This is a genomic window from Streptomyces sp. ISL-96 (genome assembly GCF_018614035.1).
GTDB lineage: Bacteria > Actinomycetota > Actinomycetes > Streptomycetales > Streptomycetaceae > Streptomyces.
Window position 1 is genome coordinate 1 of the sequence record NZ_JAGGPA010000004.1, and the last position, 16270, is coordinate 16270.

Consider the following 16270-nt stretch of genomic DNA (forward strand, 5'->3'; position numbering starts at 1 on the left):
CCAGGACAGCTCCGGGCCCGTTGAGTGCACCACGGTCGGCGAGTTCAGCGAGGTGCCGACCTTGCCGTAGCTGACGGTCAGCCGCGGAATGGTCGACGTCTCGCCGCCGTAATCGCCGTCACCGGCCTCGTAGCGCGGACCACCGGTCAGCGCCGTGGAGGACTCGTCGACGGCCTTGATGACGAAGCCGTGGTTGGCCGCGGTGCCGGACACCCACTTCTGGACCGTGTCGGCGACCCGGAAGTTGTGCCACTGGTTGTACTCGCCCTTGTCCTTTCTGATCTGGGCGGCGTTGACCAGGCGGACCGCGTCCGCGACGGTCTTCTTGGTGGAGTCGCCGGTGTCACCGAGCACGATCTTGCCGGCGTTGCCCTTGGCGAAGTCGAGCTGGCTGGTGCCCAGCTGCTTCCATGCCGCCGTACCGGTCTGGTTGATCGTGTGCGTCGACGTGCCCTCACCGGAGGTGACCGTGTAAGGGGCGACCGTCGTGGCGTCAGCCAGTGCCTGCGTACGGACCTCGACCTTGTAGTCGGCCGTGTCCGCGATGCGCGGCTGCCAGGTGCGCGAGCTGGTTCAGCACGTCGTAGGTCATCGCGTACGCATCCGCCTTGGCACCCGGCGAGAGGTCCTTGACCTCGGCCAGCAGACCATTGAGATCGTAGCTCGGGGGCTATCTACGTGACCGGTACGGCGGGGTGCCACGCGTCACCGCAGACGAGACCGCCCGCGCTGCGTCCTGGCGGGAGGCGAAGACGGCAGCGTCAGCGAGTGGGGCCGGCAGCAGCAGCGTCAGCGAGTGGTCCGTCAGACCTGGGAACGCTTGACCGCTCCGGTCTTCACGCCGAGCACGAGCGCGCGCAGAGTGGCCCGCCCCGTGGAAACAATAGTGGCCGGGCTGTCGCTCTCACGGAGCGCGACGCCGTCAGGGCCCGTCGTGGCAACCTCGACGCAGGCGTTGCCGGAGGCCTCGGAGAACGAGGACTTGAGCCACTTCAACTCGGGCAAAGCCACTACCTCTTACATATCTCTGGCGATTTCGAGGATGAGGTCCCTCGACTCACTCGGATTCAACGCCACCTGTTCGACCAAGTCCAGTCGCCGACGGAAGTTGGCCAGTTGCGTTGGTGAGTCGAGGAAGACCGCGCCGATCGGCGAGTCCACTTCCACGGTGTCCAGGTGTGGATTGGCAGCAGAGGCGTACATCATCGTGTCCCCGGCCATGGGGAACCCTTCAGCTGTGAAGGGGATCACGAGCAGCTTGACGTTGGGTCGCTCGCCCTCGTCAAGGAGTCGGTTCAGCTGTGCGGCGGCGATTCGGCGCCCCCCGATCCGCATCCTCAGGGCTGCCTCGTGGATCAAGCCCACATACGGCACACCGTGATCGCTTTCCACCACGCCGCGACGGGCCAGGCGATGGGCCACCCGCAACTCGACCTCCAGCCGAGGCAGTGCGGGAACGAAGAGGTCGAAGAGCGCTCGGGCGTGCTCCTCTGTTTGGAACATGCCAGGGATGTGGGCCGTCTGGAGTGTGCGCAGGCTCGTGGCGTGGTGCTCCAATTCCGCCACATCCAGGAAGTCCGGCGGGATCTTGCCGCGGTATTCGTCCCACCACCCCTTGGGGCGGCCCCCAGTCATTGTGGTCAAGGCGTCGATCAGTTCAGAGTCGTCGCACTCGTAGATGCTCGCCAGCCGGCGCAGCCGTTCCTCGCTGATGCCGAATCGCCCGGACTCGATGTTGGAGATCATTGTGCGGTCCGCTCCGAGCCGCTCGGCAGCCGCAGGTGCGGACATGCCGACAGCTTCGCGAAGCCGACGGAGTTCGGCGCCGAATCGGCGCTGGCGGATGGTGGGGGCTTGCCGCGGTGCCATGGGTCAACTCCTCGCTCGCGCGCATAGTTTGTCGACCCTCAGGCGAGTATGTCCATCGACATCGAGAATAAGACCCGTTTTAGTGAAGCAGGTAGCACGCGTTGTAACGTTGGCGCTACCGTGTGAGGTGTGCCACTGGCTCAGTACGTCGTCGGCGGAAGCGCACCGTTCCCCCTGCCCATCCGGGAGACAGGAGGCCGGCATTGCCACCGCCCGACGCCGACAACCCGTGACACACATCCACTTGTCACCACTCGCACGCACCCCAGGAGGTGCCCCGTGAGGCCAGAACCCACCCCCCACATCCACCCCACGCCCATCCCGTCCGCCGCCCCCTGGCAATACGAACTCACCTTCCCCTGCGACCCACGCGGCCCCCACGTCGCCCGCACCACCCTCCGTACCATCCTCGCCGCCCACCACCTGGCCGAACTCAGCTACCGCGCCGAACTGTTGGCGTCCGAGCTGGCCACCAACTCCGTGCAACACACCAAAGGACCGGCCGCCGTACGCCTCCAGTGGTTGCACCCCGTACTCCGAGTCAGCGTCTGGGACATGAGCCCCGACATGCCCAAACCGTACGCACCACCCGCCAACCCCGACGCCGAAGCAGGCCGCGGACTCGCCATCCTCGAACTCGTCGCCGACCGCTGGGGTGGATGCGCCATAGGGAAAGGGCCATACGGACCCGGCGGCAAGACCATCTGGTTCGAGCTCTCCCTCCGCACAGGGCCACCCCCACCCGCACTCGCCGCCTGACCAAGGCACGCCCTCGGTAGGTTCCGCGTGATCCCTTGCGAAGGGACCACCTCCACGCTTCATGCGTCCTTGCTGGCGCGCCCCACAACCTTGATCGACGACTCGTGGACGCCCACACGTTGGGCGTCTGCCCTTCTTTGCGCCCGCCTTGATGGCGTCGACCGCCTTGGCGCGCTTCTCGGCCCCCTTCGCGGCCGTGGCCACGTTGCCGGCGCCCGGGACCGCTGCGGCCATCGAGTTGCAGTGCGCGTACCGATCCACTTGGTGTAGCGCGTCGCTTTTCTATATCGAAGATCACCAAAGCGCTGCCCGGCAGAGAATGCCGCTAGGAGCTCGACTTCCTCCATGCGACAGTCGAAATATCATCCAGATAAGCAAGGTACACGGGGTCTATGCTCGCCACTTTCACCTGCACATAACCGAGTCGCTTTTCACGGGCGGCGCGGCCGCCTGCGGGTGCCACATCTGCCAGAATATTTTCATTCATAAAGATGCGGTAACCGGGAGCGGGCCATCGCCATTCGCCGAATGCGACCTCTGTCAAAGGTTCGAGAATCTCGGCCAGAAGATTCTCTTCCACTTGAGTACACCAGTACAGCTCTCTCGCGTTAAAGATAGCCTCGTGCACAGCACTGTGCACGAGGAACAAGGGAAGGCCTTCCGTAGTCGGTTCCCATTCCTCGCAAATCTCTGCGTCGTAGACGACGCTTGGCTTCTCCGCGTCGAACGCCCATTGCCAATCACCGGTCGAGTCCTCCATGAAAACGGCTTTGCCGGCCTCGACCTTCACCTCCTCGGGCGCGAGCATCCTCTTAACGCCCATGAGTGGCTGGGACCATTGAGTCGAGAGCCTGTGCCACTCCTTGAGAGGTTTGGGCAGCCAGTCGCATTCCCCGGGGAGGGGGCTGGACGGCGTATCGGGAGAGCCGTACCAAGAGGTAAGAAATTTGGCCAATTCGATGCTCATCGGGTCTACCATTCAGCAACTATTGCACATGCTGAATGTGATCACTCCGCTTCTCGACCTGATAAACAGTCCGCACCCTACTACGACGAGGCCGGGCGGTGGTGAACAATCCAGCCGCTGCCCATCCGGGGCGCCGGACAGAATGACGCTTGACCCTCGGACCACGAGGCGCGTGGTGGAGCGAACCTAAGGGGAGGCCAATAAAGATGGCCCCGGCGACATTGAATCGCCGGGGCCAAACACGAGCCGGAACTACAGAGAATTACTTGCGAATTCGCGGGTCAAGAACCCGCCGGCCCGGCCAAATGTCACTCTGGGTGTCGCACCTTCCGGCAGCATGTCGGGAAGCGTCCTTGCACACACAGAGCAAATGTAATCGCCGCTGATGAACAGGTCCGCGTCATTGACCCCCCAGTTACGCATAAGGCCGGCAGCCTGCGCTTCCAGGTGATGCTCAAATCCATTTTCAAACCCCGGCGGAAGATTGTTCGCCACGTCCGGGTGCATGTTCCGGAACCCCGAGGAAAGAGGGTACGGAGCATTCTGCCCCGACGGATAGAGGGCGCCGGTCATCTTGCCCTGGCGCTCGAACTTCCCCTTCGCGCGATTGGCCATCGCAACGCCGTCGCAGTCGGTGGGGCGCCCGTCGTTGTGTACGAGGACTGAGACGGGCCCAGCCAGCGCGTAGTACGTATGAACACCGTCGACGGTGAGGTTGTAGACGCACTGGTTGCGATGCGCCTGGTCGACCGCCGTGACCTGTACCCATGTGCCCGCAGCGGTCCGCAGCCACGTACCGGGCTCCAGATCGTCCGCTTGGGCCCACTTGCCGAAGTCCGGCAGCCAGAACAGATGGCCATCGGTGGCGGTGATGGTGCTGGGCTTGGCCTTGCCGTTCTTGCCGTCGGGGTCAGGGTCGACGGTGAGGGTGACTAGGTGCTTACTGACCGGATCCGGTGGACTGGTTGACCGGCTTGGTGACCTCACCGGTCGAGTGAGCGATCTTGAACGGTGCGTTCGTCGCCGCGCCGGTCACATTCCCGTGCCGGACGAGGACCTCGTACGTACCGTCCTGCGGGATGTTCAGCTGCCAGGTGAAGGACGAGGTGCCGGTGCCCTTCGGGTGCGTACGGACGTCGTAGCCCCACTGGCCCATGGCCTGGGACGCGTCCCAGCTGCCCTGAGTCGCCGTGTTGTTGACATCGGTCGAGTCGACGACCACAAGCTGCTTGCCGACCGGAACACCGTCGTCCGAGCGCGCCTTCTGGTTGCCCGACGGGTAGAAGGCCCACGTCATCGTCCGCTGCGACGATCCGGGTACGGGTTTGCTGGGAGACGGGGACGGTATCCGGTCGGCTGATCTGGGGCTGGCGTTCGGGGGTACCGTCTGAGTGTTGCCGCAGAACGGAGTTCATCGTGACGCAGAGCATCGAGGAGTACACCGGGGCTCGGGTCGCCCGTATCCGTAAGCAGCGGGGGCTGACGCAGCAGGGGCTAGCGATGCGCGCCAATGTCTCCAAGTCGCTGCTGTCGAAGGTCGAGTGCGGGCAGAAGCCCGCTTCTCCGGCCTTGATCGCTGCATGCGCCCGCGCACTGGGTGTCTCTACGTCCGATCTACTGGGGCAGCCTTACGCGGAGGAGCTGCGGCGTGACCGGATGGACGCGTTGATACAGCCGATCCGTGAGGGCATGGAGAACTGGGATGTGGCACTGAACTGGGAGACGGCACCCCGTCCGGCCGCACTCATCCGGGCCGATGTCCAACAGGCCCTCGTCCGGCGCCGTCAGGCCGAGTACACGGACATGGTGCGGGACTTGCCCGGCTTGATTGACGAGTCGGTTCAGGCTGTCCACCTCGGTACCGGCGAAGAGCAGCGGCTGGCGTACGAGTGTCTGGCGGGGACGTTCCGCTGTGTGTTCACCGTGGCGTGGAACTTCGGCTATATCGACCTCGCCACAGTCGCGCTGGACCGGTTGGCGTGGACTGCGCCGCGTGCCGATGAGCCGGGCCTGGCGGCTATGCACGCCTATCTCCGTGCACAGACCACCATGTCATCCGGACGGTACGACATCGGGGTTCGCGTGATCGACCGGGCTCTGCGGGAGCTTGAAGGCCAGGAAGCGCGCCGGCAGGCGGGCATCGAGGCTATGCGGGGCGTGATGCATCTGCGTGCCGCGGTGATCGCGGGACGGATGAAGGACCGGGAACATGCGGATGTGCGTCTGGCCGAGGCCCGTGCCATCGGTCTCAGGACGGGTGAGCTGCCCGACTACGGAGTGACCTGGGGGCCGGTGAACGTCGGAGTCCACGCCGTGGCGATTGCCTCCGAGATGGATGACTTCGGGCGCGCGGTCGAACTCGCCGAGGATGTACGGATCCCGCGTGGCTGGACCCGCTCCCGAGCCGGGCATCACTGGATGGATGTGGGACGCGCGCACGTCTGGGCGGACCATCCTGAGCAGGCGCTGGACTGCTTGCAGCGTGCCCGGCGGATCGCGCCGCAGCAGACGCGCTACCACCCGACGGTGCGGGAGACGGTGCTGGCGCTCAAGCGGCGTGAGCGGGCCCGGAATAGCTCGCTGTCCCAGTACGCGGAGTGGGTCGGGATCTAGCAGTTTCCGGGGCCGGGAAGTTGCACGGTTCGGTGCAACTGCCTTGCACCGCCAGTCGGCAGGCTGACATTCAGTCAGTACCCCCGCGACCGGGCGAACGGTCCGGGGGCGTGGCCAACGCCGATTGGAGCGTCAACATGCCGCACTGTATCGCCCATATCTTCGAGCCGCTGTGGCGACTTGCATGGCCCGCTGAGGGCCGCCATCGCAGAGCCGACCGCCGGTCCTCCGCAGTCAGCACCGGCACACCAACCGCGCGCCTGCCGCACGTACCCATGCCGCCGTTGCGGAGCGAAGGGCTCGGGATCGTCCGCCCGCACCTGGTCGCGCATGAGCGGCAGGAGGCAAGGCGGCAGCGGATTCGGCGGCGTGCGTTGTGGCTGGCGGTGCACGGCATCGACGTCGGTTCCCGGCTGATCCACGGTGTGGAGGTAACAGCGTGATGAGCCTGACCGATGAACTGCGCCTGCTTCCATGGGCGGGGCCGGAAGGGAAGCCGTGCTACCTGTCCAGCGACGGGGCCGGGTTCATGTCGCGCCTCGCCGACAACATGGAAGCGGCTCAACTCGGCCTGGCCGGTGAACTCATCGAGGAAGCGCAGCAGGTCCTTGCTGACCGTGCGTGGACACCCGGTGAACTTCACCTGCTGACGGTCCAGTTGACCGAGGCGCTGGCGAATGCGCACCGTATCGCGGTGAGCCGTGGCGCACGCCTGCCCATGCCCGTCTTCGAAGACTCTGATGCCCTCGACGACGACGTGATGTGACCTTGGCGTTCCCCCCGTCCGACGCGGCTGACCTGCCAACTCGACCCCAGCGCGATGCGCACTTGACAAAAACAGAGAGTCCCCGGAGGGATCACTTTCCTCCGGGGACTCCTGCGTTCCGGTGCTCGTCTCAGTCGGCGTCGCGGCCTTCGGCGCCGCCGCCCTCCAGGCGCTCGACGCGCTCTTGCAACTCTTCGATCTGTTCCAAGGCGCGTTCGAGCTTGTGGGCCAGGTCCCCGGGTCCGGCCGCCGACGGGAACACCCGGTTGGGGACGTCAGGCACCTTCGCCGCCCACGATGGCGTACCCGATCCCCTGGTTCGGCCGCTCGCCCCGGTCAGCGCGTACCTCGCGTACTGGCTCAACGGCGTCGCCGTCCACCGACTGCGGGAGAACACCCACACCTGCTACGCCACCTGCAGCCGCCTCCACCTCATCCCCGGCCTCGGGGCAAAGAAGCCCGCCCGACTCACCGCACGTGACGTGCGCACCTTCCTCGACCGCCTCCACACCACCAGCCAGTGCTGTACCCACGGACTCGACGCCACCTGCAGGCGCTGCTGCGCCATCGACCTGTGCTGCGGCAAGCTGCTGTCGCCCTGGACGGTGACGTACGTCCACTCCGTCCTCAAGTGGACCAGGACCGGAGTCTTGCTGGGCTTGGCAGCCCCCACCCTTGCCGTCGGGGTCGACGGTGAGGGTGATCAGGACTTTGACGCCCTTGTGGTTACGGGCATTGAAGCGACCGAAGTGCTGAACACAAAAGAAGGGCCCAGGGCCTGCCTCGTACAGCTCAGCACACTCATCCGGCAACTGTGAGCCGAATGTTCTGGAGGCGATTCTGTTTTCGTTCATCGCCAACATCCAGTGCGAACTCAATCACTCAATGCAAATGGCTCCGAATCACCCCACTCACAATAGACGGTTTCATTTATGGCCGCATCCTCAATTGCCCGGAACAGCGGGGAAGGATCACATGATTCTGGAATGTCGATTGCCACATGCCGATCGCCACTCCACTCCGCGAGGAAGCCACCGGAAAGAATTACAAACCGAAGGCCGTCTCGCGAGTCCGGGAAGTCGACGGGAGGGCGCGGATCCGTGAAGAACACACGGAACACTCGCCTTCCAGATCGCGACAGGACGCCTGACACAAATCGCCCATCGCTGAGCTTCCCCCTGTCACCGAGCGAAACCCCGTGGACCCTGAATGGAATACAGCAAACCTCGAAGCCTTCCTCGCCCAGGGGGCGAAGCCAGACTTGCTCCTGCTCATTCTCGAACCCAAACGGTGCGAGGTCGACCATTGCGATATGGCTGCTCGCCGGCCGCCAGGCCGGAGCATTGTGCGTGATGTACGAAATTCCGTCGGCCGAATCTGCCATTTTGGGCATCCACCTACACAAATCAATGGGTATACACCCCGCCCGAGTGCGATGGGCCGCATACCATTCTTCCGCTATTTGAACGTCTACCCGATGGCGGGCTGAAAAAATTGCTACGACACGTTCCGGCAGCCCACAAGTTTGCTGTTTTTTCCTCCGTCAGCTTCCTCGGGCGTTGCGGTAACAGTGATCGATTCGACCGCCGAACTGTCGGAAGTCGCGCAATCATGAGGAGATCACTGCTCGTGATCCACATAGTCGCCGATTGCCACATCAAAGAGGATTGAACGCCAAAACCCCCGGTCGCCTTGTAGGGCCGACGAATCAATCTCCTCGAGGGATCTTCCCAACAGTTTGGCAAGTTCCTCCAGCATTGCTGGATCGTCTTCACCTGAAGATCGAGCGATTTCGAGCTCAAATACATTCAAGCATTCACAGAGGTTCTGTGGTGATGAATTTACAAGAAATGTAGACGGATTATCAGTGCCGACGTAGAGCACCTCTCCGGTTTCACAGTCGACACGGTATGCATTGTCCCCATCCCCTCCGGATCCCAACTTCAGGAGATCGCGGCCGTCAACCCTGACGATACCGCCACCGGCGGCTTCCGAGGCCGCAAAAAGGACATGCTCGACAGGCAGACCGACCAAAGAAAGGCACTCGCGCGCAGCAACGTTCATCACACACGCAACGTATTCGATCGAATAATGATGGTTGGCCATCGGACTCCTCCCAATCCGCGAGACCCGTAAGCGACGGCCCACCTCCCGCCCACTCGCACTCGCACCCGCACCGGCACCGGCACCGGCACCGGCAGCGAACATGGCCGCAGCCTCGAACCGCAGCCGCTCGCACCGAGCCCGTTCCTCGGCGGTCAGACCGCCCCCATCGGGATACCTCACGATTCCGGCATAGCCGCCAGAGCGTCAGGGGTCACCGGTGCAATCAGGCGCATAACCCCGGCGTTTGAAGCTCTCTAGACCCGATGCAGCGATTCAATAACCCCGGACGCCAATCGGATTATCTCGTAATCCGATTCGGAGGCTGCCAGGTCGCGCAACCTCGCTGCAACGTCACGGCTAACCTCGGAGGCAACCTCATGGGAAATATCGTCACGTAGCCATCGCAACCATTCAGCAACTAGGCGCATTCCAAAATCACGAAGATATTCTCGATTGGGCGATTCCCCTTCTTCGTACGCGATCTGGACAAGCTTCAAGGCTGCGGATAGACGACTCACTGGAAGGTCATGCGACGAAAGCACCAGCGCCAACTCGTCAAATCTACCGATCGTCGGGTCGCTGACCGTCCAAACATACGGAATCGCGCCACCTTCAACGCTCATCAGAGAAATCTGATTCACACCAGGGTCGAGGACCACATCAACACGTGACGCATTTCCCGGGTCGTCGACCGATACGCGTATCTGATGCAACCCGGGGGACCCAAAACTCTGGACGAAGCTGGATACATTGAGGATGTCGCCAATTGCGATGGATCCATCTGAAAGCGAGATTTGCCCGTCGAAGACGACTGTGCCTCTCACTGGCCCGGCCCTGTTCCACAATTTAACCCGAACCGGCCCAGTCTGCGCCCTCGCCGCTACATGAATATGGCTGTCAGACGCCACCATGGGCGCGCCACCGAGCGAGGAAGCCACTGCCGGAGGTTCCTTCGATCCGATACGAATTACGTTATGGTTCAGATAGATGTCCGCTCTTCCGATCAACACTAGCGCCTCCTCCAATAAAAGCGCGCCTGGCCGACATCTAGTCGGCCAGGCGCAAATTTCAACTAAACCGTATGGCTAGGCAGAAGTTCTGCTAGCTTCTCAACGGCGCTCGGTATACCGGGAATACCAGGGAATGTTGGATCATGATATCCATGATTCCGAAGTATCTGCTGAGCCTTCTGCACCGCGACAGACTGCGTATCACTGCAGACCTGACAATGCGGGAACAGACTCCTTGGCACGCTGGTGGGCCCGATCCCGGACTGCGGCTGATGATCTCCGATCATCGTCGGAGTTCTTCCGCCACAAGTATGACAAACCTTGCCCTGCATTGCCGCACTCTGTTCAGGTGTCACGACAGGCCCTGTCGCAGGAACGGATTCATTGGCGTGAGGGCCTGTTTGCAGGGTGTCAGCTTCCCTCTGAGTCAACCTGACATTGCAATTGTGAACGAGGACCGGTGTAGCCCCCGCCAGCACATAGTACGTGTGGACGCCGGCGACGGTGAGGTTGTGGACGCGCTCACTGCGATGGCTGTCATCGACCGCGGTGATCTGGATCCAGGTGCCCGATGAGGTCTCGAGCCACATGCCGGGCTCGAGCTCTTCAGCCTTGGTCCACTTGCCGTAGTCGGGGAGCCAGAACAAGTGCGCGTCGGTCGACGTGATCTTGCTGGGCTTGGCAGCCCCACCCTTGCCGTCGGGGTCGACAGTAAGGGTGGTCAGGTCTTTGACGCCCTTGTGGTTACGGGTGTTGGTGACCTCGCGGGCCTGCAGGTCGCCGGTCTCCGGGTCGGAGGCCAGGACGTGCTCGCCGTTCTTCAGGTCCTCGATGTTCTTCGTGGACCCGTCGGCCATGGCGACCTTGGTGCCAGGTACGAAGCTGTTCGTCTCGCAGGAAGATTTGCCCTTCTTCCCCTTCGGTGCCCGGTGCTTGCCCGTGCCCTTGCTGACGGTTTGCTTCGCCTTCTTGCCCGCAGCCTTGGCCTTGGCCGCGCCCTTCTTTGCGGCACCGGCGACCTTGTCGCCGCCCTTCTTTGCGCCTGCCTTGATGGCGTCGACCGCCTTGGCGCCCTTCTTGGCCCACTTTGCGGCCGTGGCCACGTTGCCGGCGAGGGGGACTGCTGCGGCCATGGAGAGCATGCCGTCGGCGTAGTTGCCCTCGGCCATGTACCAGACGCCGTTGGCGACGTCCGCTACCTCGCCGATCACCGGGACCATGCCCGCCACGTCCAGGGCCGCGTGGCCCACGTCCGACAGCGAGATGTCGATGCCGAAGAGGTGACCGTCGAGCTCCACGAAGGAGATCGGGTTGCCGCCCGCGAACGCGTAGCGGTTGCCGGTATACGGGTCGGTGGCCAGGGACATGTCGTCCAGGGCGCCGCCGTACATGTCACGCGTCAGGAAGCGGTTCAGGCCCGGGTCGTAGTTCCTAAAGCCCATGTCATAGGTGCCGGAACCGTCGTCGTGACGCGCCGCGTTGTAGCGGTAGTCGTTGTATTGCTCCTTGTCCGGGTTCGCAGTGTCCGGCTTGTCAGCGCCGGTGAACTGCTTCTCGTCGTCGGAGCCGTACGCCGTGTAGCCGTACGTCGCACGGGTGTTGCCGTCGTCCTTGGTAATCGCCTCGACATCACCCTTGGGGTGGTAGAGGAACTGCGAGTACTCCTTCGTAGCGTCGGTGTTGTGCTTGATCTGAGTGAGCTTCTGGCCCCACGGCGAGTACTGGTAGGACTTGGTCGCCTTGCCGGCGACCTCCTCCCTCAGCACCTTGTCCTCCATGCCCAGGTACGTGAAGGCCGTCGTCTTGCCGCCCGTGCCCGAGGTGGTCTGCGACGCCGTGCGGTCGAAAGCGTCGTAGACATAGGAGGTTGTCTTCGCCGACGTCCCGGTGCCCGCCGTGGTCTTGGCGATGCGGTCGAAGCCGTCGTACGTGTTCTTCTGCTGCACCGAACCGTTCGAGGACACCGTGTCCAGGCGGCCCAGCGGGTCGTAGTTGTACGTCGAGGCGACACCGCCCGCAGACGTCTTCAGCAGACGGTTGCGGTCGTACGTCGACGTCGACGTGATGTCGGCCACCGTCTGCTCGACGATGTTGGAGTTGCCGTCGTAGCTGTAGGACTCGGTGCCCGCCGCATCGCCGGTCTTGGTGACCTTCGCGATCCGGTCCTGCGGGTCGTAGTCGAACGCCGAGACCGTGCTGACGTACGCCGCCGCATTGTCGGCGTTCATCACCTTCGCCGTGTCCTTGGAACGGTTCCCGTTCAGGTCGTACTCAAGGTCGTGCGAAGCGACAACCGTGCCGGCGCTCTTCTTCTCGATCTGCGACTTCACCGCACCGTTGAGCCAGTAGCCGTAATCGACGGTGTTGCCGTTCGGCTTCGTCTGCTTCAGCGGCTGACCGCGGTCGGTGTAGGTGAAGCTCGTGATCTGCTGATTGCCGGCCGTCGGCGAATCCGCGTTCGTGATCTTGTTGACCATGTCGCGGATGTCGTAATCGGCCTTCGTCCACGTCACATCGTGCGTGGTCGTGACCGGGTTGCCGTTGGCGTCGTAGGACAGCGCGGTCGTGTTCTTGACCGTGGTGCCCAGCTTCTCCTCGACCTTCGCGAGCTGGTTCAGCTCGTCGTAGGTCATCGCGTACGCGTCCGCCTTCGCACCCGGCGACAGGTCCTTGACCTCGGCCAGCAGACCATTGACGTCGTAGCGGTAGGTGAAGTCCTTCTTCTCGTTGTCGGTCTCGCCCGTGTTGGAACGGACCAGCTTGATTCCGTCCGCCACCACCGTGCCGTCGGCCAGATCGGACAGCGTGACCTTCTGGGTGCCCGACTCCTTGAAGGAGTACGAGCCCAGGGAGACCCACTGACCCGATCCGGTGGACTGGTTGACCGGCTTGGTGACCTCACCGGTCGAATGAGTGATCTTGAACGGTGCGTTCGTCGCCGCGCCGGTCACGTCGCCGTGCCGGACGAGGACCTCGTACGTACCGTCCTGCGGGATGTTCAGCTGCCAGGTGAAGGACGAGGTGCCGGTGCCCTTCGGGTGCGTACGGACGTCGTAGCCCCACTGGCCCATGGCCTGGGACGCGTCCCAGTTGCCCTGAGTAGCGGTGTTGTTGACGTCGGTCGAGTCGACGACCACGACCTGCTTGCCGACCGGAACGCCGTCGTCCGAGCGCGCCTTCTGGTTGCCCGACGGGTAGAAGTCCCACGTCATCGTCCGCTGCGACGATCCACCGGCCGAGGTCAGCGTGTTCTTCGTCTGCTGGCCCAGGACGTTGTAGTCGTACGCCGTCGTGATGTCGAAGGGATCCTTGGCCGTCCTCGCCCAGCCGTTGTCGTAGTACGTGTACTCGGTGTCATTACGGACCGACTGGCCCTGCGACGGCGGAGCCGAGACCCGCTCCATCTGACCGACGGAGTCGTAGAAGAAGAAGGTCTTGTCCGGGGTGGCGTACTTGACGTCGTCCTTGTCGAACGGCGACAGCTGTTCCTTGACCCGGTTCAGCTCGTCGTAGACCGTCTCCGACGTGAAGTCCCCCGCGTCGTCCGTCGTGGCGACACCGCGCGGGCTGATCTCCTTCGTCTGGTTGCCGACCTCGTCGTACTCCAGCTTGGTCGTCCGGTACGTGACCGTGCCGGCGCCGTCCTTCGAGTACGGGACCTTCACCTCCTTGGTGAGGCCACGCCGGTCGAAGACCGTCTCGCTGGTGTTGCCCTCGGCGTCCGTCGCCTTGTCGGTGCGCCCGTCGAGGTCGTAGTTGACGGAAGTGAACTTGCCCGCCGCGTCCGTCGTCCTGGTGACGCGGTGGTTCAGGTCGTAGACGTACTTCGTGGTGAAGTCCGCCGTGTCCGCCGTGGCGTTCTTCCTGGGGTCGACGACGGTGACCAGGTTGCCGACACTGTCGTACTCGCTGGAAACCTTGTCGCCCTTGGCGTTGACCACCGAGACGGGCTGGTAGATCTCGTCATAGGTGTACGACGTCGTGTAGTCGCCCACCGTCGCCGTCAGATTGCCCTTGGGCTCCGTGACGGTCTTGACGTTGCCGACCTTGTCGTACGTCGTGGTCGTGCGCCGCTCGTCGTCCGTCGAGAGGTCCTTCGGTGCGATCGACGCGGTGACCTGGTCGGCCTCGTCGTAGACCGACGAGGACTCCGTGCCGTTCGGCGAGAAGGCCTTCTGGATGTTGTTGTTCGCGTCGTAGACCGGGGCCGGGGTCGTGATGATGACACCAGCGGCTTGGTCCTTCGGCGACTTCTGCTCCAGCGGGCGGCCGAAGTAGTCGTACGTCTGCGTGACCTTGGCGCCCTTGGCGTTGACCACCTCGGTGGTGTTGCCGCGCTCGTCGTAGACGAAGGACGTGCTGTTGTTCAGCGCGTCCGTGATCTTCGCGGGGTAGCCGGCCGGACCGAAGCTCGCGTACGTCGTGGCGTGACCGTTGGCGTCGGTCTGCTTCAGCGGCTGGCCATAGCCGTCATACGTGGTCGTCGACATGTAGTCGTCGGCCGTCGCCGAGGCAACGCCCTCCGGGTCCGTGACCGACGTCTGGTTGCCGAACTGGTCGTAACCGAACTGCCAGGCGTTGCCCAGCGGCGACGTCTTCCTGAACAGATCGGCGGAGAAGCCGTCCAGCCGGGTCTGGTACTCGAACTTCGTAGCCTTGTCCGGGTACGTCGCCGGGTTGCAGTAGTCGGTCTGGTTGAACTGCGTCCACGACTTGGTGACTTCGGCGTCCCACTGACGCAGTGGGTAGCCCGTCTTGGGGTCGTAACAGGACGCGGTCTTCGCGCCGTTGTTCTCCTCCATGTAGACGACGTTGTTGTCCGCGTCCCACGACAGCTTCGTCGTCTGCGACTTGGCATTCGTCATCTGGACGGGACGGCCGAAGTCGTCGGTCACGTGATCCGTGGCCTTCAGCTCGGCGTCGGTGACCTTGGTGTCGGTGAACTTGGTGTTCGCCGCGTTCGGCTTGTACGCGAAGTTGGTGGTGAACTTACGACGATCGGTGATCGTCTGGGTCCACCAGTGGTACTTCGGGTCGTCGCCCTCCTTCGGGAAGTAGTACGACAGGTCGGTCGAGTTGCCCCGGGGGTCGGTGGCCTTGACCAGCTTGACGTTCTTGTTCCCCTGAACGGCGTCGTAGGTGAACTTGAAGACCTTGGGCTGCGAGGACGACTCACCGTCGGTGAACTGCCCGAGCAGGCCCTCCTCGGTGTAGTAGAAGGAGATCTTGCGCCCCGAGATGTCCGTCATGGACTTCACGTGGTCGTAGATCTTGTGGTTGGTCAGCTGCTTGGTGCCCGAGACCTTGGCGCCGGTGGCGTCGATGTACTCGTAGGTCGCGTCGCCCTTGTTGTAGTAGTCGAGCGTCAGCGACTGGCGGCCGGACGGGTCGGTGATGTACGCGAGGAACTTGACCGGCTTGCCGTGGGCCTTGCGCTCTTCGTAGGTGTACGTCTGCGTGTTACCGTCGTTGTCGACAGCCGACGTCATGTAGCCGTCGCAGCCGAACAGGAACCGCGTGCCGTCCGGACGAGTCATCGTCCAGGCGTCCGGGATCGGGTCCTTCGCCGGTGTGCAGTCCAGGTTCGCCTTCGGGGCGATCTTGTAGTGCACCCCCGCCGGGGCCTTCCACGTGCCGTCCGCCTGCTTGCGGAAGGTGTGCGTCGTGCCGTCGCCGTCCGGAAGCTTGATCTCGGTCGGGTTCGGCTTCGGGTGGAAGTCGAGCGGAGCGCCGAGCCGGGTCGGCCCGGAGACCTGCGCGGACCAGCCGTGGCCGAGGAGGCTGTCGGAGGTGTCCAGCGTGTTGTACGCGAGACGGGCGAAGGTGTTGACGCCGCGGCCCGGGTTGTTGATGGCGTTGTACTGCCAGACGCTGTTTCCGGAAGCGGTGTTGTTCATCAGCGACGAACCCGCGCCGGTGTTCTTGCCCGCGTACGAGTAGAACTTCTCCAGGCCCAGCTGGTTGGAGGTCGGGTCCTCCACCGTGACGTTCTGGTTCAGCGGGGCGATGGTGCCGCCGGCCGACAGCCAGGTGCCGTCCGCGATCTTGCGTACGTCCCAGCCCAGCACGTAGTCGTTGCGCTTGTTGCCCGAGTCGGAGTTGATCGGGGTCTTGACCTGCGCCTTGATCGTCGCGGACTGGCCGGGCGCGAGGGTCGGGATCGCCGTCGAGACCTGGTTG

15 protein-coding genes and 1 pseudogene are annotated in these 16270 nt (G+C 63.6%); 5 read left to right on the forward strand and 11 right to left on the reverse strand.

The window, feature by feature from the left end:
• From J7E96_RS37035 to J7E96_RS02830, 3 genes are all read right to left on the reverse strand, one after another.
• Positions 1–354: DNRLRE domain-containing protein (locus tag J7E96_RS37035; RefSeq protein WP_251069318.1), on the reverse strand; the 354-nt coding region annotated here is incomplete at its 3' end.
• 450 nt (positions 355–804) lie between these two features.
• Positions 805–1005, reverse strand: coding sequence for a DUF397 domain-containing protein (locus tag J7E96_RS02825; protein WP_215127091.1), 201 nt, complete (start codon positions 1003–1005; stop codon positions 805–807).
• Positions 1006–1017: 12 nt separating this feature from the next.
• Entirely contained in the window at positions 1018–1869 is an 852-nt protein-coding gene (locus tag J7E96_RS02830) for a helix-turn-helix transcriptional regulator (RefSeq protein ID WP_215127093.1), read from the reverse strand.
• A gap of 279 nt (positions 1870–2148) precedes the next feature.
• Here J7E96_RS02830 and J7E96_RS02835 point away from each other — a divergent pair, with 279 nt between their 5' ends.
• A complete protein-coding gene (locus J7E96_RS02835) occupies positions 2149–2628 on the forward strand; it encodes an ATP-binding protein (protein WP_251069319.1) in 480 nt (159 codons plus the stop codon).
• Between the two features lie 325 nt (positions 2629–2953).
• On the opposite strand, the gene J7E96_RS02840 is transcribed toward J7E96_RS02835, so the two are convergent.
• The 3 genes from J7E96_RS02840 to J7E96_RS02850 all read right to left on the reverse strand — a co-directional run bounded on the left by J7E96_RS02840 (position 2954) and on the right by J7E96_RS02850 (position 4892).
• On the reverse strand, positions 2954–3595 hold the full coding sequence (locus J7E96_RS02840) for a hypothetical protein (RefSeq protein WP_215127095.1): 642 nt from the start codon (positions 3593–3595) through the stop codon (positions 2954–2956).
• Between the two features lie 252 nt (positions 3596–3847).
• Positions 3848–4582 carry a DddA-like double-stranded DNA deaminase toxin gene (locus J7E96_RS38370; RefSeq protein WP_215127097.1) on the reverse strand — a complete coding sequence of 245 codons (735 nt, stop codon included), beginning with the start codon at positions 4580–4582 and terminating at the stop codon, positions 3848–3850.
• A complete protein-coding gene (locus J7E96_RS02850; RefSeq protein WP_215127099.1) occupies positions 4536–4892 on the reverse strand; it encodes a hypothetical protein in 357 nt (118 codons plus the stop codon). The genes J7E96_RS38370 and J7E96_RS02850 overlap by 47 nt, the downstream gene beginning before the upstream one ends.
• 119 nt (positions 4893–5011) lie before the next feature.
• On the opposite strand from J7E96_RS02850, the gene J7E96_RS02855 reads away from it, so the two are divergent.
• The 3 genes from J7E96_RS02855 to J7E96_RS02865 all read left to right on the forward strand — a co-directional run bounded on the left by J7E96_RS02855 (position 5012) and on the right by J7E96_RS02865 (position 6974).
• Entirely contained in the window at positions 5012–6208 is a 1197-nt protein-coding gene (locus tag J7E96_RS02855; RefSeq protein ID WP_215127101.1) for a helix-turn-helix domain-containing protein, read from the forward strand.
• Positions 6209–6318: 110 nt separating this feature from the next.
• The gene (locus J7E96_RS02860) at positions 6319–6651 is read left to right on the forward strand and encodes a hypothetical protein (RefSeq protein ID WP_215127114.1); all 333 of its coding nucleotides are present in this window, start codon (positions 6319–6321) and stop codon (positions 6649–6651) included.
• A complete protein-coding gene (locus J7E96_RS02865) occupies positions 6651–6974 on the forward strand; it encodes a hypothetical protein (protein ID WP_215127103.1) in 324 nt (107 codons plus the stop codon). Before J7E96_RS02860 ends, J7E96_RS02865 begins: the two co-directional genes overlap by 1 nt.
• Positions 6975–7104: 130 nt before the next feature.
• On the opposite strand, the gene J7E96_RS02870 is transcribed toward J7E96_RS02865, so the two are convergent.
• Positions 7105–7257 carry a hypothetical protein gene (locus tag J7E96_RS02870; RefSeq protein WP_215127116.1) on the reverse strand — a complete coding sequence of 51 codons (153 nt, stop codon included), beginning with the start codon at positions 7255–7257 and terminating at the stop codon, positions 7105–7107.
• Positions 7258–7309: 52 nt separating this feature from the next.
• Between J7E96_RS02870 and J7E96_RS02875 the strand changes: the two are divergent.
• A pseudogene (locus J7E96_RS02875) lies at positions 7310–7606 on the forward strand (site-specific integrase); the annotation flags it as partial.
• 242 nt (positions 7607–7848) lie between these two features.
• Here the strand turns inward: J7E96_RS02875 and J7E96_RS02880 are convergent.
• From J7E96_RS02880 to J7E96_RS02895, 4 genes are all read right to left on the reverse strand, one after another.
• Entirely contained in the window at positions 7849–8358 is a 510-nt protein-coding gene (locus J7E96_RS02880) for a DUF4265 domain-containing protein (RefSeq protein WP_215127105.1), read from the reverse strand.
• A gap of 236 nt (positions 8359–8594) precedes the next feature.
• On the reverse strand, positions 8595–9080 hold the full coding sequence (locus tag J7E96_RS02885; protein WP_215127107.1) for an SUKH-4 family immunity protein: 486 nt from the start codon (positions 9078–9080) through the stop codon (positions 8595–8597).
• A gap of 254 nt (positions 9081–9334) precedes the next feature.
• Positions 9335–10090: a hypothetical protein gene (locus J7E96_RS02890; RefSeq protein ID WP_215127109.1), complete on the reverse strand. Its 756-nt coding sequence runs from the start codon at positions 10088–10090 to the stop codon at positions 9335–9337.
• 62 nt (positions 10091–10152) lie between these two features.
• The coding region (locus J7E96_RS02895; protein ID WP_251069320.1) for a polymorphic toxin-type HINT domain-containing protein at positions 10153–16270 on the reverse strand (6118 nt) is incomplete at its 5' end.

Excerpts from the sequence above, each read along its gene's own strand:
- J7E96_RS02830 (WP_215127093.1), bottom strand. The coding sequence starts at position 1,869 with ATGGCACCGCGGCAAGCCCCCACCATCCGCCAGCGCCGATTCGGCGCC.
- J7E96_RS02850 (WP_215127099.1), bottom strand. The coding sequence starts at position 4,892 with ATGACGTGGGCCTTCTACCCGTCGGGCAACCAGAAGGCGCGCTCGGAC.
- J7E96_RS02840 (WP_215127095.1), bottom strand. The coding sequence starts at position 3,595 with ATGAGCATCGAATTGGCCAAATTTCTTACCTCTTGGTACGGCTCTCCC.
- J7E96_RS02885 (WP_215127107.1), bottom strand. The coding sequence starts at position 9,080 with ATGGCCAACCATCATTATTCGATCGAATACGTTGCGTGTGTGATGAAC.
- J7E96_RS02865 (WP_215127103.1), top strand. The coding sequence starts at position 6,651 with ATGAGCCTGACCGATGAACTGCGCCTGCTTCCATGGGCGGGGCCGGAA.
- J7E96_RS02880 (WP_215127105.1), bottom strand. The coding sequence starts at position 8,358 with ATGGCAGATTCGGCCGACGGAATTTCGTACATCACGCACAATGCTCCG.